Genomic DNA, 18,750 nt, shown 5'->3' with positions numbered 1-18,750 from the left:
GAGGCGCCAGAGCCTCCAAAGGCGGACGATCGACAGCTTTTTGAGGTGAGCGTAACGAGATTCGTCAACGGGCGGATCCCCAAAAGCGGCACCGACCCGAGACCAGTGGCTTTATCATTTTTTGAGTCCTGCGCGGTAAGGTTCCGCGCATGTGGTTGAAGACTTACTTGATCATCACCGGCGTCGGCGCGTTTGTGGCGCTGACAATGCCATGGCTGGTCATCATCGGCAGTTTCCTGATTATCCCGGGGCTCATCCTCGCGTCGATGCCAACGGCCTTCATGTATGGCGTCGCCTTCGCGCTCTTCCGCTTGCTGCTCGGAAGTTTCGTTTCAGGCGTTCCTCTGAACGGCATATCGGGCGCCGCGACGCTGGCATTGTTCTGGACCATCCCCCAGCCAGGCCTCACCTGGGCGAGAGGCATGCTGGCCAGCCTGGAGGAGCCGGACATTCAGTCGAGCGCACCGATTGCGCTCAAGGGCGACATTCTCCTCGCCCGCCCGTTCGAGGGCCGTTGCGATGCATTGTGCGCGGCCTTGCTCAAGACCCCGGGCGTCAATTCGGTCCGCGTCCAGACCCTTCGCGGTCATTCCAATACTTATCGCGTCGTGCCGGACTCGACGCCCGGCAAACGAAGCACCGTTATCGGGCATGGCCTGCTGGAAGAGCGGCGCTACGATGCCTCCGATCCACTCGCCCCTCAGCGCGCGCTGGAAGCCGAATGGAACCTGATGATGTCAGAGGGCAAGGCGCTGCTGCAAAGCGACGACTCCCCCGAACCCGGCTTCACCATCGCGATCGAGGACGGCCCTGCCGTGCCCGATTCCAAGCCCCGGTCGGGACGGGTGGATTGGTCGCTCGAACCCTCCGCACCCCACCGCAAGGCGCTCACCATCACCGACGCCGGTGAACAGGTGCTGCTGCGGCAGTCGATCCTGTCGATCTTTGCCCCGGCGGCGCCGTTGCTGATCGGGACTTCGGGCGGGATCGAGAACTTCCGGTTCGGCTGGGCGCGTCGGCGGCTCGGTGACGGAAGGATGTACGCCGAGGTTCCGGGTCAACCGGCTGCTACTCGACCACACCAGCGTTTCGCGCGGCGTGGATATCGAAGCGGCGAAAACGAGAACGCGCGAGGAACTTGCCAGAGCGCTCGACGATCCGCTTAAGCCGGTGAGCGATCCCGCGTTCGCGCTCGCCAATCAGTGGATGGACTCGTTCCGCGCGAACGACCAGCCGCTCGGCGAGAGCGACCGGCGTCTGCTGGTTCGCATCTTGGAGGACCCGCGGGTGCGATCCTCAGACGGGCTGTGGGCGATCATCAAACAGGTCGATGGCGACTCCGCCGATCTGCGGCGGCTCGCCGCCAGCCGCTACCTCGCGGCCACCGACAAGAAGGAGGCGCGCCACTGGATCAATGCCCTGGCCGGCCTCCCTGTAGGTGCATACGCCGATCCTCTGCCGGAAGAGCGCGCGATTCTCGCAGATCCGGCGGTCAGCCGCTTTGCCACCGGCCTGATCAAGCGCCAGGGCGACCGCGGCGTCGATGCCGTCCCCGACCTGTTGCGGCTGCTGCGCGAGTACTCCGTCTACGATCCGGGCAAGTATGGCTTCAGCGACCTGACCGCGGCTACCGATGCCGTGCGAAGCGGCTTTCGCCGCATTGGCCCTGCGGCCTCTTTCGTGCGGCCTGAGATCGAGCAGCTCCTGGCTTCGCCGGGTCTGGAGTACCGCTACAAGACGCTCGGCCCGGAAGAATGGGACGCGCTGCTGGTCGTCCTTGGGACGCCTGTCGAAACGCTTACCAAGCCGGAAAACCGAAGTGGAACCGACGCGCGGTACCGCGAGCGCGTCGCTAAACGAGCCGCCAGGCCTTACGATCCGCGCCGGGATTGATCGCCGAAGCGGGACGAGAACCTCGCCAATTTATTGCATGCGGATTCCGCTATTTCGGCCTAATCGTTCAAGCGATTGATCGTGCTTCGAAACATCCTGCTTTTTGGAAGAGTGTGCCGCCGCTCAGAGGCAGAATCTCAGCGCAGAGTAACGTCAATGGTTTGATTCAGCCCTTGTCCGCGATGGCGGGATCGTTGGTTACTGCCGCAACCATGATCTCCAGCGTGGTCGTTGGCTATGTCTGCTTTCAGGAAACGGCAAAACTGATCTCAACGACCTGAATTAGGCGCAGGGCCGACCGACACAAGGTGTAGGGTCTTGTCGGAGGCTTGTGAGAACGCTGATCGGTGGTCTCGAACGCTTTCTGAGGTGCTAACTGCAACGATTGCGGGTAGCATGCGCCGCGGTGATAGGTTCGGCGGTCGCTTGCGACGAGGGGCTCATATGTCCGACTTGCTATTGAAGCAACTCGCCTCGATCGGGTGTCGCGGACCTGTGATCACGCCCGGCAGCGCGGATTATGATCGAGCCCGGCAGGTATGGAACGGTGTCTCCGATCGCAGGCCGGCCGCGGTATTGCGTGCGGCGGATGTCGATGACGTGCGGAAGGCGATCGACGTAGCGGCCAATTGCAATGCGGTCCTGGCGATCCGAGGCGGCGGACACAGCCTGCCCGGCCTTTCGACGTGCGACGGCGGACTTTTGCTCGATCTCTCGCAGCTCAATTCAGCCCGGCTGGACATATCCGCCGGAACCGTGGAAGCCGGCGGCGGCGCGCTTCTTCGCGATCTGGATGCAGCGACGGTTCCAACCGGGTTCGTGGTTCCGGCGGGCGTCGTTTCTCACACGGGCGTTGCCGGTCTCACCCTCGGCGGTGGCATGGGCCGCGTCAGCCGCGCCTACGGGCTGACGATCGACAGCTTGATCGGCGTCGAGATCGTAACGGCCGACGGCAGCGTGAACTGGATCGATGCGACAATAGATCCTGAGCTTTTTTGGGGTATCCGCGGTGGCGGTGGGAATTTCGGTGTCATAACCCGCTTCAGGTTCCGGCTGCATAAGCTCGGCCCGGTGGCTGTCGGCCATTGGACGTACCCGATGGCCAACGCGCAACGTGCAATCACGGGCCTCGGCGATTTGGCCCGACAACGCCCGCGAGAATTCTCCGTCGCTTTCACTCTCACGCGAGGAGGCTTGAGCGTGACTGCGGTGTGGGTGGGCGACATCAGGCGGGCGGATCAGATGCTCTCGCCCTTCGGAGACTTTGCAGGTGTGGGTGAAGGAGAGATGGGCGCCATGCCGTTTCTTCACCTGCAAAGTCGCAACGACGCTCATTTCGCCTGGTCACGCCGGTATTACGCGAAAGGTGGTTTCTGGTCGGATATCACCGGTGACGTAGTGGACGCTATGCTGCAGCAGATTGCCTCGGCACCAACCAAGGATTGCGAGTTCTACATAACGCAGCTTGGAGGCGCCGTTGCCGACGTGCGGGACGAAGACACCGCCTATTCCGGAAGGCAGGCCGGCTATTACTGGATTGCGGAGCCCGTATGGGACGATCCGGCAGTCGACGAGCGTTGCATCGAATGGGGCAGGTTCGCAGCAGGGCGCGTGGCCGATCGGTCCATAGCCGCCAACTATGTCAACGAGCAATCCGATACTGCCATTGCTTCGGGTGCCTATGGAGCCATCAAGTATGATCGGCTCAGACACTTGAAAACTCGGCTCGATCCCTCCAACCTGTTCCGCCTCAATCAGAATATCTTGCCGTTCGCGGCCACGCCGGAGTGATCTGGGCACCGCATAGGCCGGCGCGGCCTGCCGCGCACCGGCTGCGCGCTATAGGCTGACCCTAAACGGCTTAAGCCGGACCGTCGCAATCTTGCGGCCATCAAGTGGAAGCGTACGAGCGGCGCTGCAATCGCAAATCATTCTGCATCGGAGTGTCTTGCGACGACTCCCAGCGTGACAGTACCAGCAAGGTGCCACGGTGGGCGGTCCACCTGGCGCAAGGGCTGCCTGCGCCGCTGCAGTAGCCATGTCCGCTTTTGGCGAATGGGCTGGACGACAGAAATGACTGCCATGCGGCGCAAAGCGGACGCGTTCCACGATTGGCCGGTGCGCAGTCAATCGACGACACCAGACTCCGGCCTGTCGCGTGACCTTGCGTCGCGCTATCATGGCGCCGTGAAGCTTAGTCAGCGCATACGGTTCTGTACCTCTGCAGACGGCACCCGCATCGCCACGGCGTCATGCGGCGAGGGGCCGGTTATCTTGCGGACAGCGCACTGGCTAAGCCATGTCGACTATGATCTTGAAAGTCCAGTGTGGCGGCCGTGGCTCAGCGAACTGTCAGCGCGCAATTGTTTCGCGCGCTACGATCCGCGCGGTTGTGGGCTGTCGGAGCGGCACGTCGCAGACCTGTCCGTCGACGCGTGGCACGCGGACCTGGAGGCCGTGGCCGCATCAATCAAGGAGCCGCGCTTTGTCCTGCTCGCCCTGTCGCAAGGCGGTGCGTTGGCCATTGCCTACGCCCTGAAGCATCCCGAGCGCGTATCGCATCTGGTGCTCATGAACGCCTACGGTCTGGGCGCGCGGGCTCGCGCCCAAACCGACACCGATCGTCTGGAGGCCGAGACACTGGTCAATTTCATCCGCATCGGCTGGGGCCGTGACAATCCTGCGTTCTGCCAGTTCTTCACGAACCTCTTCATTCCGGACGGGAAGCCGGAGCAGCACCGCTGGTGGGGTGATCTGGAGCGGGAGACGGCGACAGCCGAGGTCGCCGCGCAACTGCTATGGCAGATGCAGGGGATCGACGTGATGGACCTTGCCGCCGCCCTGCGTGTCCCAACCTTGATAGCACACAGCCGTGGCGATATGCGTGTTCCATTCGACGAAGCCTGCAGGCTTGCTGCCACGATTCCTGGCGCCCGCTTCGTTCCGCTGGAAAGCAAGAACCACGTGCTGTTGCCGGACGAACCTGCCTGGCCCGTCTTCTACTCTGAACTCGGCAGGTTCCTCGGGCAGGATCGGGCCGCGCAACCCAGCGGCGCCGTCCGCGATGCCGGCCTGACGCCCGCCGAAACTACGATTCTGAACCTCGTCGCGGAGGGGCTGGACAACCGTTCGATAGCTGAGCGGCTCGGCAAGAGCACAAAGACGGTCCGCAACCAGTTGTCGGTGATCTTCAGCAAGCTGGGCGTGCGCAGCCGCTCACAGGCGATCGTCAAGTCGCTGTCCCGCTAGGTCGTCTCACATCTGCCGGTGCGGGACAGATGTCCCTCGACGAAAGCCGGATTTCGGCTGCCGTGAGGGACAGTTGCCTCATGCCAGCAGGCAAACTTGGCCTCATCCTCGAACTGACTGGCGCGGGATGCTGCTGGAGGCGAGGAGAAATCGACATGACCCAGGTTGACGAAACGAAGCTGAATGAACTGGTCGGGCGCGTGCTTGGAGACCTCGGCGGCGCTGTCAGCGTGCCGCTGGTACGGATCGGCGATTCCCTTGGGCTATACGAAACCTTGAACCGGATCGGACCCGCTACGGCCGAAGAACTCGCCGCTGCGGCAGATTGCGCGTCCCGCTATGTGCGCGAATGGCTCGCTGCGCAGGCGGCCTCCGGCTACGTCCAGCACGAGCGCGGAAGTTTCTGGCTGACACCTGAGCAGGCGTTCGTGTTCGCGGAACCGAACAGTCCTGTCAACATGATCGGCGCTTTCGACACCGCCGCCCTGAACAGATAGCAAAGCGACGAACATCAAGCATCTGTCAATTGACGGCTCGGAAGATCGTGGTCGGAGCGGCCTGCTGTGTCAGTTTGCGGCAGGGAGCGGTGGTCCCCGCTGCCAGGCCCTTTCGTGCACCTGCCTGGAAAACGCATCTTCGGCCGTCGAAGTGAAGTGCGGAGGCGGGCGTCACCGAAAGGGGACAAAAACCGGCTGCGGCCGTCAGGCCGCAAAACCGCGACGGTCCGGATGCGCGACGGCGCAGCCTCAGTTCCAAGTGTGGAGGCAGGCTCTCCAGGATTCATCGCCCTGGCGCCTGAAGATCGTGACGATAGTTCCCTCATAGCGCTGCGTTTTACCGCCTTCGCCCAAAGCGTTGGCCGACCATTTCCCTGTTGCATAGGCAATGTCGCCGACAGCCTGCGTATCGATCATCTCGATGCGATGATCCTTCACTCCAGCCGAGATCAATCCATTCCAGAAGTCTTTGATTGCGCTCGTTCCCCTGACGACTGCGTGAGTGGATGGCAACACGACCGCGTCCTGTGTATACAGTGCAGCTACTGCGTCGGCATTGCCGCTGTTGAAGGCCGAATTCCAGTGGTCGTTTGCCCGCTGAATTTCGTCGCTGATATTGTCAGTTGATTGTGTCATGGCGTCCTCCTTGTTTATCGCCTTTTCAATCAGTTCGCGGCCCGAAGGCCTTCCTTCGTTGTTGCGAGCGTCTGTGCAGCTTGCAGGTCAGGCAACGTCAGGCCCTCAGTGAACCCGGAATAAATCAGTGCGAGCTGCTCGCGCGCGCCAGGCGCGGTACAGTCGGCTCGCACGAGGCTCAGTGCAGCACGCAGTTCCCAGAAACGCGCGCCCTGAGCCCGGGCCGTCGCCAGTGCGTCCAGGAGGCGATCCCTCGAATCTCCGGCCTTGTCCTCCCCAAGTTGCAGCAGTACCTCCCCCTGCAGACGCAGTATCTCGGCCGCAAACCAACGCTCTTTGGTGCGCTCAATCCCTGCTTGCGCTGCTTCGAGCAGAAGGCGTGCAGCATCAGGATCGCCGGCTCTGACCTCGATTTGCGCCTGAAGGGCAATGAAATAAGGAACCATGAATTCTGCGCCGGTCGCGCGCCACTCAGTAAGACCTCGTTGGAGTTCCAGGCGGCCACGATCGAAATCGCCCGCCTCGGCGATCGCCCAGGCGCTTAAGATTGTGGCGCCGGCAAGCCAGAAGCGAAATCCGGCTTCGCTGGCAACGCGGGTTAATTCTGCGCACCGCTCCTGGACGCCTTCGCGATCGCCAATGATCTGGCGGATGACGCCGCCGAAGAATAGTGGCAGAGCCAGGCTGTTGCGATGACCCACACGATGCGCTTCAGCAACCGCCTCGTCGTTGGCCGCCAGAGCCTGATCGGGAAACCCAAGCGGCAGTAATGTGCGGGCGAGATAGTCCAGGCACACGACGCGCGGATCGAAGGCGTAAACAAACGCCGGCGATCTGTGCGCTCGGGGATCGTAAAGGGCAAGCGCCTCCTCCAGATGTATCCGGGCGCGGGAGAACTCGCCGGCAGGCAACGCGCTGACGCCGGCGGCCCGATGAGCAAAGAAGGCGAGCCCGATATCGTTGTTAGCTTCCGCCAATTCAAGCAGGCGGTCTGCTGCGCTACGTGCTTCCGCCAATTCGGCTGCATAGAGGTGGTAAAGGCACAGGCCGTACAGCACCGGAAAGAGCTGACGCGTCTCGCCCAGCTCTTCACAAAGTTCGCGAGCCCGACCGTAGGCCTCCGCGGTTGGAGGTGCGGCGAAGCCATGTGCCGCAACATGCGCGCTGCCGAGCGCCAGCCGGATTGATAGTTCTCTGCGCGAACGTTCCTCGGACGGGGGCATCGCCGAAAGCCCGCTTAAGGCGTTGTCGAATCGGGCGAGCGCCTCCGTCAGGACCGAGCGCGAAAGCGCTCGGCGACCGGCCAGTTCATTGTACTCGACAGCCTTTTCCAAAAGGCCCGCCTGACCAAAGTGGTGGGCAAGCAGTTCGGGCTCCGTGGCTACGATTTCGGGGAAGCGCTCCTCGAGAATCAAGGCGATCCGAGCATGCAACTGCTGACGGCGGCTGTGCAGCAGACTGCTGTACGCCGCATCCTGCACGAGTGCATGTTTGAAGGCATAGCTCGCTTGAGTGTCACTGCCACGGCGGAAAACAAGGCCCGACGTGACCAGCTGGTTCGTTGCGCGCTCAAGTTCCAATTCAGGAAGGCCCGTGGCTGCGGCAAGCAGCTCGTGCGTGAATTCGCGCCCGATCACTGCTCCGACCTGCGCCACGTCCCTGATAGAATCCAAACGGTCGAGGCGGGCCATCAGCGAGTCGTGGAGCGTCGCTGGAACCGCCAGCGGAGGTAGCGGGCCAGCCAGAACCAGCTCTCCATCGCGCATTTGAAGCAGGCCTGATTCAAGGACGACCTTGGTCAGTTCTTCGACAAACAGCGGAACGCCCTCGGTCTTGGACAGAATCTGGTCCAGCACTTCGGTCGGCAACTGCTTGCCCCCTGTCATCGCTGCAATGATAGAGGCCGCCTGGGCGCGGCTGAGCCGATTGAGCGTCAAAAATGTCGCGTGCGGGAGACCACTCCAGCGGACTGCGCCTTCCGGACGCGAAGTTGCAATCAGCAGTACAGGTAGTTGCTGAATCCGGCCTGCGATTTGGTCGAATAGCTCGGCCGAGGTCGGATCCAGAAAATGCGCGTCCTCAAGCAGCATCAGCACTGGTTGGCTGCGGGCAAGAGCCTCTAGTTGCTCGATCAGCAACTCGAACGTGCGCGTCTTCTGTTTTTGCGCCATAAGATCAACCTTGGGATAGCGCCCCTCAGTCGGGATGGACAGCAATGCGGCGATCAGCGGTATTGCCTCGTTTGGATACTTGGTCGAACCGGCGAGAAGTTGCTCGAGACAGTCAAGCTGACGGTCGGGCGGGTCGGTCCGCCTTATGTCCCCGGCTCGGAGTAACTGATCCGTGACAGGATAAAGGGCGGTTTCTACGTGATAGGGGGAGCAGTAGTACCGCAGTCGCGTGTGTGCCTCGTCTTTCAAGTGCTCCCGCAGCTCTTGCAGAATACGGGACTTGCCAATGCCAGCCTCGCCGAACAGCTCGACGACTTGTCCTTCACCGGACGCCGCGAGCCGCCACCGGTCGAGCAGCAAGGCGACATCGTGTTCGCGCCCGGCAAGCGGCGCAGATTCGTCTGCATGAAGTGCTTCGAACCGACTCTCTGCGGGGCCCTCTCCAATCACTTTGAATGCGCTGACGGGCGTGTCGAACCCTGCCAGCTTCTGCGGCGGAATGCTGGTCACCTCGAACAGGTTTCCGATAAGTCGATAGGTGAGCTCAGAGATGACTACCGTTCCCGGCTCGGCGATGGCCTGGAGCCGCGCGGCAAGATTGGGAGTCTCTCCCACGACCGCGTTCTCCTGCGCTGAGCCGATGCCAATGAGGTCACCTACGACCACCACCCCGGTCGCGATCCCGACACGGACTGAGAGTTGCTGACCGCCCGTGACGGACAGACCGCTGATAGCGCTCACTACCGCGAGCGCCGCACGGACGGCGCGTTCGGCTTCGTCTTCATGCGCCTGCGGCCAACCGAAATAGGCCAACGCTCCGTCGCCCATGAGCTTCGCGACGTGCCCCTGGAAGCGAAGGACTTCGCCAGCCGTGGTATTCTGGAACTGCCTCAGGAGGTCGCGCATCTCCTCGGGGTCAAGCCTCGTCGCGAGCGCCGTAGAACCGACGAGATCCACAAACATGACCGTCAGTTGCCGCCGTTCCGCCTCCCGGGGGCGACCGGGTTCGCCGAACCGCTCAACCGAAGCCGACATCGGAACTGGTGAGGCAGAAGCCGGTTTGGCCGACACTACCTCCGGCTGGCCTTCCATCGCGGCAATCGCCTCAAGTATTCGCTTGCGATGGCCAAGCGCGCCAACCCCAATTTCTTTCAGGTCTTCGGCGGTGAGGCGGGGCAGGATTTCGGCATCGATTGCGTTGTCATCGAAAACCGGGACATATTGCTCCAGGCCCAAGCTCTTGAGCCAAACTGCAATATTCATTTGGCCCCTCACGGCCATCGGCCCTCCTTCGGCGGGGAACAAGTTTATCACACTGACATTGCGATAACACGCTCCTTCGTGCACCCACTACGACGGGCAACATCCGCGCCGTCCAGTTGCTACTCGGTCACACGAAGTTGGAGAGCACCGTCCGCTACGTCGGGATGGAGGTCGATGACGCGCTGGCGATTTCCGAGCTAGTCGAACTATAGACGACTCGGGGCGACGCTGATGAAGCGTCGCTCCGTGACCCTATGCAGACACCTCGCCGCCGGCCAACGTCCGCTTTGGACGTGATTTTGTTGAAGAAGTCCGGCGCATCCCAAAGCGAACGTCGCCAGCAGTGGTTTCGCAATACGTAGGAAGCGGGCTGTCTGCCAAGGGTGGCTTTGCCGTGGAGGGTGCCCTTGCCGCTGCCCATGTGCAGACTTCGCCAACGGCGACGCTGCAAGTCGCGGCGCGGACCAGGCCGACTTTCGACCCACCGTCCCTGCGGGCAAACCGTCAGCCGAATACAAGCTCCGGCAGAACCGCTTCCCAGACATCTCGGTGAAGGTGCACCCGGAACTCTTCCTGATTATCGGACTTGCGCCAGCGCACAATGGCGCCGACCTCGCCGCGCAGGAAGCTGAGGCCTTCGGGAGGCGACCAGCTTCTGGCCATGCGTCCGAGGGCCTGCCCTTGTTTGTCCTGTATCATCCAGAGCGGGGCATCGCGCACGATCTGAATCGGATCTCCTACCTTCGCCGCCGAGATGGCGGCGAGGGAGGGATCGCCCGGCCTGAGACGCCCTGCCCATGACAGGTCCACGGTCTTAAGGTTCGGCACCTGGTAAAGCACTGTCGGAAGAGCGACGCCGTCGGCGACAGCCGGCGCGGCTCGGCGCAGCACATGCTCTTTGTCCTGCTGGACGAACGGATGCTGCCCTTGAGCAATGATCGCGAGGCTGCGTCGCGCCCGGGTCATGGCGACATAGAACAGGCGGCGCGGCGCATCGGGGTCCTCGCCCTTGGACGGATTGTCCCAACCGCCATTCAGGATGATGACGGCCTCGAATTCCAGGCCTTTCGATCGATGCGCCGTCAGCAGCAGCAGCGCGCGCTGATCGCTGCGGGCATCATAGGCCCACTCAGCGAACCACTCGACAAGGTCCGGCACGGGCATGGTCTTGCTCGCAAGCTCCTTTGCAAGCGCGGCGATGCCTTCGGCGATCAGATCCGTCCAGTGGTTGGACGGTATCGCGTTCAGCATATCCACCAGGTCATGGACGGCCAGCAGACGGGTGCTGTCGCGGCGCAGTGTGTCGATGAACTGCTGCATCTCGCGCAGGCGCCAGATGCTGGGCAGGCTCTCGTTTGCCATCTCCACTGGGATGCCAAGCGTTTCGGCATAGGCCCGCACCGGAGCCAGCCGCCGCCAGTCGCGCGCGATGATCGCGGCGCGCGACCAGTTCCACTCCGGATCAAGGCGCGAAAGCCGGACGAGTTCATCCACCGCGGCCATGGCCTGCGCCACGTCACCGGCCCGGCAGTCCAGCACATGCACTCGCCCTTGCGCAACCGGATCGAGCGCCGCCATGTCTCCGCCGGGCGGCGCTACGCTGCGCTTGCGATCTATGGCAATGTCGTGTCCCGCTTTCATGCGGTCAGCGGCGGGCGCAATGACTGCGTTGGCCGCCGCAATGATATGTCCCGTTGAACGGTAATTCTCGACCAGGAATTGCGGTCGTGCACGATAGTCGGCCTCGAACTGCCGGATGAAGCGGATGGACGCACCGGCGAAGGCGTAGATGTTCTGATCGTCATCGCCCACCGCAAAAAGGCTGAGCCGAAGCTCCGGATCGTCCAGGGAGCGGCCCGCAACGGCCGAGATCAGCGCGTATTCCTCAGGGCCGATGTCCTGATACTCGTCCACCAGAATCCAGCGATAACCCTGGATCAGGGTGTCGCGTTGTGCCTCCGCCTCGGGCTTGCTGAGCCCTTCGCCGTTCAACTGACGCACGGCCTCCATGACGATCCCGTCGAAGTCGTGCGTCGTCTCGTTCGCACTTCCGGCAAAGCTCGCCCCCACCAGCCGCATGGCGAGGGCGTGGCATGTGGATATTGTCACCGCATTCGCGTCATCGCCGATCAGGTGGCGGAGCCGGATGCGTATCTCGGCGGCGGCATGACGGTTGTAGGTCAGCACGAGGATGCCGCGCGGATCCTCGCGACGGACCCGGATGAGATAGGCGATGCGGTGCACCAGAACGCGCGTCTTGCCCGAACCTGGTCCTGCCAGGACCAGGACGCTGGTCTTTTCGCGGTCGTCGGCGACGATCTCTTGCTGAACTGGGTTCTTCAGTGCCTCAACGATCGCTTTCCACGAGGTGCCGGTGGTTTGACGCCGGATCTCGCCGCCCTTGCCGGGCATCCAGCGGCGCAGGAACGCGTCGCGCTCGAGCACGAAGTAGTCCTCGGACAGCCGCAGCGCCTGATCCATCGCGGCAAGGCCTTTTTCGGCATAGGCCGCCATCACATGGGTCTGGATCGTCTGCTCGGCGTAGTGTTCCTCGAGGGGCACAAAATCCTTCGCGGTGAACTGGCCGCCCGAAGGGTTCAGATGGACCGTCATCGCCGGCCGAAAGATCGTCAGCCCCTTGCCTAGCGTCACCACCTCCTGCTCGTGCAGCCACAGAAGTGCGCGGTCCATCAGCTTGGTCATGTCCTGAATGCCGCCGCCGCGCAGCAGGGCGTCTCCGGTCAGGGTGGCGAGCAGATCGCCCATCGTGATTTCGACCTGGATGTCCTTGCCGCGGCTGCCATTCGGCAGCTTGCCCAGAAGATGCCCCAGCAAAAGTTCGGCGCCCTGCTGCCGCAGGCTTGCCGTCTGTTTCAGTGCCTGCCAGGTCCGTTGCAGTGTCACCATCAATGTGTTGCGCGAAGCCTTGCGCAGCCGCAGGTTGCCCTTGCCACCATCCTGATCGCGCCCGTCACGGCCCATGCTGCGCAGCAGCTTTTCCACGATGTCTGGTCGCACTGCGCTGTGCCCCTGATTGCGGAGCGCCTGACAGGTTTCGGCCAGATGCAGGGGAATGCCTCCGGCACCTTCGGCATCGGGGGCGGCCTCGCGCATCAGGGTGATCAGCGCGGTTTCAAGCCGTGCGACCTGCGCCAGCCGCTGCTGCGAATGCCCCTCGACGGCGACATGGACAAAGACCGTGACCACGACGTCGTTGCGGGCGATCCCGAGCGCCTCGAGATCCGCCATCGCCTTGTTCAGCATTCCCCCTGTCAATCCGCTAATCCCGGCCAGCTCATCTGTGGAAATGCCATGATCGGGGGGCGCGTTCATCAGGTGGCGGGTGATGTCCAGAAGCTGCTTGCGACGGGTGCCGGTGATCGCGGCCTTGGCCAGGATCGCCTCGACTTCTTCCAGGTTGCGGATCCTGAGGGATGAGGGGAAGACCTGAACCCGGTTCTCCTCGCGGCTCAGTAGCGTGGCCTCTTCCAGCCAGGACACCGCGGTTTTCACCCTGGTATCGTCGGTGGTGCTGTCGCGCTCGAACTCCTGATCGCGTTCGGCTCGCACGACTTCGCCCGAGGTGGCGACCACGGTGCCGGTCTTCTTCATCCGCTCGTCCAGCCGCCGCAGGGCCTTGAGGATGGCGCCGATCTCGTGCCGGGCCAGGCGCGAGCGCGCCGAAAGCGAGAACTGGCGCTCGACATCCTCAGCGGCGAACAGCAGCACGCAATTGGCATGCGCGCGATCGCGGCCCGCTCGCCCGGCTTCCTGCAGGTAATTCTCCAATGACCCGGGAATATCGCCATGCACCACCAGCCGAATATCGGGCTTGTCGATCCCCATGCCGAAAGCGTTGGTCGCGGCGATGATGCGCAGTTCGCCGATGCGGAAGCGTTCCTGAGTGTCACGCTTTTCCTCGGGCGCCAGACCGGCGTGGAACCGTTCCGCCGACAGACCCTGCTGTTTGAGGAAATCGGCGACGCGTTGCGTATCGCTGCGGGTGGCACAGTAGACCACCGCGCCCGAAGCGCCGTCCTGTGGCAGCTTGGCCTCGATCACGTCGAGGATATCGGCCAGCTTGGTGCCGCGCTGCGTCGGCCGGACCTCGAAGCTCAGATTGGTGCGCACCGCGCCGCCGTCCAGCAGCATTAGTTCGCGCTCCAGACGTGACTGGAAATGGTGACGGATGTCGCGCACCACTTCGGGCTTGGCGGTGGCGGTCAGACAAAGCACCGGGGCAGCAGCTTCATCCCCTGCGGATTCCTTGATGAAGCGGCTGATATAGCGGTAGTCGGGCCGAAAATCGTGGCCCCATTTCGACACGCAATGCGCCTCGTCCAGCACCCAGAGTCCGATTTCACGCTGTGCCAGAACCGAGCGGACCGAGTTGCTGCGCAATTGCTCGGGCGAGATCAGCAGCATTGCCGCCTCGCCCATACGCACACGGTCCAGCGCATCCTGCCGCTCGGGCATCGACAGCATTCCGTTGACGGTTACGGCCGAGGAAATGCCCGCCCGCGCCATGCCCTGCACCTGATCGGCCATCAGCGCGACCAGCGGCGAGATCACCACTGTCAGCGCCCCAGTCTTGTCGAATTTCGACAGGGCGGGGATCTGGTAGCAGACCGATTTGCCGGTGCCGGTCGGCAGAATCCCGAGGACGCTCGCCCCGCGTATCGCCTCATCGACGATTCGCTCCTGCAGGGGGCGGCCCATATCGTCCACCGGCTCCGCGCGGAAGGCATTGAACCCGAACCAGCGCGACAGCGCGCGGACCGGGTCGTTTTTCTCGCACACCAGGCGCAATCCGGGCTTTCGCAATTGGTATCGCGCAGGTGCCGCACGATCAGTGCGGCCTCGCGGAATTGCGCCCGCACCCAGGGCGGCATGACGGAATCCCCGCCCGCAACCAGGATCCAGGACAAAGCATAGGCCATGGGCCATCCGAGAAGCGGGTTCGAAAGGCGGCTCAGCGTCTGCTCGACCCGCCTCTCGCAGGCACGCCCCGCCAGCAGCCGGGAAATCGCTTCTCTCGCCGCAAGAGGACCCGGCGCAGGAGCTCCCCGAACCTCCTGGAACACTGCGTCGAACCCACCTGGGTGTTCCATTCTCGTCGTAAGGAAATGAAAGGCTGCTACGGCATCGGGCTGGTCGGCATTCTGCTGCGTCAAAGCCGCCAGTTGATTGCGCAGCACCTGAAACACCAGTCGCGCATCCATTTCCGGATCGTTGACGTGGCCCGCTTGCAGGCGCCCGTCATGGTAGTGCTTGACCAGGTGGTGGTAGGGATTGCGCGGAAATGCGAGCGGATTGAGCCATAGGGTGTCGATCGGCGATCGAAAAATATTCGCGAGACCAGGCCGCAATGCGACCAGATGAGGCAAGTCATGTCGAATGATGTTGTGGCCGAGCAGATGCTCGGCCGCGGCAGACCCTGCTTCCAGACGGTCAAGGGCCGCATCGAGATCGCGTTTCTTTGCGAGGATTGAGGGACGAGCGTCATCACGCACCGCCGCAAAAGCGAAAATGGTAGCGGTTGCAGGATCCACTTCCAGATCGACCGAAACGCAACGCTGCAAAAAGGTTTGGAAAGGCTCAGTCATATTGCAACGCTATACTCACGGGATGAAACGGTCAGGGTGCACGCCGCTGGAATGCTAGGGGAACGGGTGCTAGCGTACCCCACGAGCCCTCGAACAGATCGAAGGCTCACATGGAGTTTAACATCCCGGAGCTTATGATAAGCTTGAAATCCGCCGAGGCGGAAGTGCGCGAGTTGGTGGAATGGCTAGCGATCAGACAGCCGAGCGCGAAATCTTACCAAGCCGAAGGCCATAGTGATGGCCGGGCCTGAGCCTGAGCAAAAGCCGGCACAAGACGTTCGGAAGACGATAACAATTCTCTTCGCCGACATCGTAGATTCGTCACGCCTTAGCCTCACCCTCGATCCGGAGGCGCTCCAGAACCTGCTCGCCCGATACTTTGACGAGATGAGCTCCATTATCCAGCGGCACGGTGGAATCGTGGAGCGGTACGTCGGTGACGAGATCATGGCCGCGTTTGGCGTGCCGATGCTTCACGAGGATGACGCCCTACGGGCGGTATCCGCCGCTGTCGAGATGCGCGACACACTTGCGACACTCAACCACGAGCTTGAGACGGTTTGGGGCGTTCAGCTGGCTCATCGGATTGGCCTCAACACCGGGGAGGTCTTTACTGGCGCCGACAGGCAGGGACATCGATTTCTCACTGGCGAGGCTGTGCGTATTGCCAAGCGTCTGCAGGAGGCCGCGGCGCCCAACGAAATCCTGATTGGAGAGGCAACCCATAAGCTGGTAGGCCACGCCGTTGTTGTAAAGTCTAGCAGCCCGCGCGCGCTCAAGCACGGCGAGAAGTTCCCTGCCATTGTCGTGGTAAATGTCATCGCCCGCGCCGCCGGCTTTCAACGCCGCTTCGAGGCGCCGTTCGTCGGACGCAAGCGCCAGCGTGCGAGGATCGAGACCATTTTTCGTCGGGACGTGTTCGAAAATAAAACCTGCCGTCTGTTGACCGTGCTGGGCGAGAAGGGCGTAGGAAAGTCGCGGCTTGTTTCGGAATTCGCCGGAAGTCTTTCGGACGATGTGATTGTCGCGCGCGGCCGCTGCCTGCCCTACGGCGAAGGCATCACCTATTGGCCGCTTGCAGATATTATTCGGGATATCACGGGAGCTGAGGGTGTGGACCCTCGCAAGCAGTCTGCGGCGAGGATTGCAGAGAGCCTCGGTGGGGGCGACGAGGCCGAGCTCATCGCCGAGCGCGTAGCTGAGTTGCTCGGGTTCGGCGGCCAAGAACCAGCGTTCAGTGAGGAGACTTTCTGGGCCGTCCGACGACTATTCGAGGTGCTAGCGGGAGAACGACCGCTGGTGATCGTGGTGGACGACCTCCACTGGGCCGAGTCGACGTTCCTAGACTTGATCGAGTATGTCGTCGATATCTCAGTCGATTTCCCCATAATGATCGTCGGCATGGCACGAGAAGAATTGCTCAAAAAGCGCAACGGCAAAAAGCGCAAAGGTTGGGGTGCCGGGAAGCCGAACGCGACGACAATCAAGCTTGAACCGTTGAGTGAAGCGGAATGCCACGAAATGATCTCAAATCTACTCGACCATGTGCCGCTATCACCCGCAGTCGAGTTGAAGATCACAAGCGCCGCCGAGGGTAACCCGTTCTTTGTAGAAGAACTCGTGGCAATGCTCGTTGATGAGGAGCTGATCACACGCAAGGAGAACTGCTGGGTCGCTCGCTCGGATCTCTCCGAGCTGCCAGTCCCGTCGACAATTAGCGCGCTCTTAGCCGTCCGTCTCGAGGGCCTCCCAGTCGATGAACGAGCGATCTTGACGACGGCAGCTGTCGAAGGCGCGGTGTTTCATCGGAGTGCAGTCGCCGAGCTCGCTCGCCCGGCTCTCGATCCGGTGCTTGATGATGGCTTGCTCGCGCTTGTCCATCGCGATTTAATCCGCCAAGACGCTTCGGACCCCTCCGGTGAGGAGGCCTACCGCTTCCGTCATGTTCTGATACGTGATGCTGCGTATAACTCACTGTCGAAGAACGTGAGGGCCGACCTGCACGAACGCTTCGCCGCCTGGCTTGAGATGGAGCCAAGGGAGCATCTGCGGGAATCTGACGAGATTGTTGGCTATCACCTCGAGAAGGCCATTGAGTGCCGCTCCGCGCTTAAACCGCGCGACTCGCGCGTTGCTTCGCTCCGGGCCCAGGCAGCCGCGCGGTTCGAGGCCGCGGCCCGGCGGGCATTCGCCCGCGGCCACCGGTCCGCCGCGATTGCCCTACTGCAGCGAGTGTGCGAACTGCTCAGCGAGGATTCACGGCAAAGAATGGTTCTTCCCGAACTAGCCGCAGCACTGATCGAGTGCGGGCGGCTGGCCGAAGCTGAGGACGTGCTCGGGAAGGCGGAGAAGCTGGCTGCTGTCGCAAACGATGAGCGCGCAGCGTCGCACGTGCTCGTCCAGCAGCACTTACTCCGGCTCCTCCACGTCGAGAAGGGCGGGATAGAGGAAGCTGCGCGGGCAACGGGCTTGGTGATTCCGGAATTCGAGCGCTTCAAGGACAGCCTTGGCTTGTGCCATGCGCGGCGGCTCGAAGCATTGTTCTATTGGAACGAGGCACGCGCCGAGGCGGCAGCGGAAGCGTGGAAACGCGCGGCCGTGCACGCTATGGTTGCAGGCAATAGGCATCTCTACAACGAGATCCTGACGTGGATCGCGTCCTCGCTGTGGTTCGGTCCGACACCGGCCGACGAAGGAATTCGGCGCTGCGAGCTAATGCGCGAGGACGTCCGTGAGAGCCCAGAGTCCGAGGCGGCGATCCTCCGTCACCTGGGTGGTCTGCAAGCGATGGTTGGCCGCTTCGACCTCGCCCGGCAGCTGCTTGCAACGAGCAATGCCGTTTACGCTGACCTCGAGGTCACGCTCGACGCGGCAACATCCCAGAACGAAGCCGTCGTCGAGCTGCTCGCCGGGAATCCAGATGCGGCCGAGGAGAGCCTGCGCAAGGGATATCTGGCGCTTCAGGAGATGGGCGACCGCATGTTTCTGCCGACAACCGCTGCGTTCCTCGCGCGGGCCGTCCTGGAACAGGGGCGCGACGAGGAGGCCGAGGACCTGGCGAAGCAGAGCGCTGAACTGGCCGCGAAGGGCGACCTGCTCTCGCAGATCCTTTGGCGCGGCGTTCGTGCTCGAGTGCTTGCGAGGCGTGCGCAGCTCGAGGAGGCCGAGGCGCTCGCTAGCGAGGCTGTGGTGCTCGCCGAAGCGACCGACTTCATCAACCACCGGGCGGACGCGCTGATGGACCTGTCGCATGTGTTCAAGGCTTCAGGACGCCGGGACGAGGCGGTCAATTCCGCCTCCGAGGCGCTGCGTCTCTACCAACTCAAGAGAAACCTCGTCTCCGCATCCGCGACTCGGTTATGGTTAGAGGGATAATTGCTCAGGCTGGAGCCTTCGGAAAGCACCATTCGACTGCCCTCGGCATATCGTTCTCGT

At 62.5% G+C, this 18,750-nt stretch carries 9 protein-coding genes and 3 pseudogenes; 9 read left to right on the top strand and 3 right to left on the bottom strand.

What is annotated here, in order from left to right:
- Positions 1 to 167: 167 nt before the first annotated feature.
- The 6 genes and pseudogenes from AC0L15_RS01215 to AC0L15_RS01190 form a co-directional block, all read left to right on the top strand.
- Positions 168 to 1,166, top strand: a complete 999-nt coding sequence (locus AC0L15_RS01215; protein ID WP_473495815.1) for a hypothetical protein — start codon at positions 168 to 170, stop codon at positions 1,164 to 1,166.
- A complete protein-coding gene (locus AC0L15_RS01210; protein WP_287246424.1) occupies positions 1,099 to 1,893 on the top strand; it encodes a hypothetical protein in 795 nt (264 codons plus the stop codon). The genes AC0L15_RS01215 and AC0L15_RS01210 overlap by 68 nt, the downstream gene beginning before the upstream one ends.
- Positions 1,890 to 2,174 carry a hypothetical protein gene (locus tag AC0L15_RS01205; protein WP_287246423.1) on the top strand — a complete coding sequence of 95 codons (285 nt, stop codon included), beginning with the start codon at positions 1,890 to 1,892 and terminating at the stop codon, positions 2,172 to 2,174. The genes AC0L15_RS01210 and AC0L15_RS01205 overlap by 4 nt, the downstream gene beginning before the upstream one ends.
- 214 nt (positions 2,175 to 2,388) lie before the next feature.
- On the top strand, positions 2,389 to 3,684 hold the full coding sequence (locus tag AC0L15_RS01200; RefSeq protein WP_287246422.1) for an FAD-binding oxidoreductase: 1,296 nt from the start codon (positions 2,389 to 2,391) through the stop codon (positions 3,682 to 3,684).
- A 396-nt stretch (positions 3,685 to 4,080) separates the two neighbouring features.
- Positions 4,081 to 5,142: an alpha/beta fold hydrolase gene (locus AC0L15_RS01195; protein ID WP_473495851.1), complete on the top strand. Its 1,062-nt coding sequence runs from the start codon at positions 4,081 to 4,083 to the stop codon at positions 5,140 to 5,142.
- A gap of 155 nt (positions 5,143 to 5,297) precedes the next feature.
- Positions 5,298 to 5,627, top strand: a pseudogene (locus AC0L15_RS01190) (SAM-dependent methyltransferase); the annotation flags it as partial.
- Between the two features lie 261 nt (positions 5,628 to 5,888).
- On the opposite strand, the gene AC0L15_RS01185 reads toward AC0L15_RS01190, so the two are convergent.
- Both AC0L15_RS01185 and AC0L15_RS01180 read right to left on the bottom strand, forming a co-directional pair.
- Positions 5,889 to 6,275 carry a YybH family protein gene (locus tag AC0L15_RS01185; RefSeq protein ID WP_287246420.1) on the bottom strand — a complete coding sequence of 129 codons (387 nt, stop codon included), beginning with the start codon at positions 6,273 to 6,275 and terminating at the stop codon, positions 5,889 to 5,891.
- Between the two features lie 29 nt (positions 6,276 to 6,304).
- Positions 6,305 to 9,709, bottom strand: coding sequence for an adenylate/guanylate cyclase domain-containing protein (locus tag AC0L15_RS01180; RefSeq protein ID WP_473495814.1), 3,405 nt, complete (start codon positions 9,707 to 9,709; stop codon positions 6,305 to 6,307).
- Between the two features lie 92 nt (positions 9,710 to 9,801).
- Here AC0L15_RS01180 and AC0L15_RS01175 point away from each other — a divergent pair.
- Positions 9,802 to 9,921, top strand: a pseudogene (locus tag AC0L15_RS01175) (tyrosine-type recombinase/integrase); the annotation flags it as partial.
- Positions 9,922 to 10,213: 292 nt separating this feature from the next.
- On the opposite strand, the pseudogene AC0L15_RS01170 reads toward AC0L15_RS01175, so the two are convergent.
- Positions 10,214 to 14,793, bottom strand: a pseudogene (locus tag AC0L15_RS01170) (RecQ family ATP-dependent DNA helicase).
- A gap of 42 nt (positions 14,794 to 14,835) precedes the next feature.
- On the opposite strand from AC0L15_RS01170, the gene AC0L15_RS01165 reads away from it, so the two are divergent.
- Entirely contained in the window at positions 14,836 to 15,033 is a 198-nt protein-coding gene (locus AC0L15_RS01165) for a hypothetical protein (protein WP_473495813.1), read from the top strand.
- Between the two features lie 519 nt (positions 15,034 to 15,552).
- Positions 15,553 to 18,690 (top strand): ATP-binding protein, encoded by a 3,138-nt coding sequence (locus tag AC0L15_RS01160; RefSeq protein WP_287246418.1) that lies wholly within the window; start codon positions 15,553 to 15,555, stop codon positions 18,688 to 18,690.
- Positions 18,691 to 18,750 lie beyond the last annotated feature (60 nt).

This window comes from Mesorhizobium sp. WSM4846, assembly GCF_055811415.1.
This window is presented reverse-complemented; position numbering and strand designations above follow the sequence as displayed.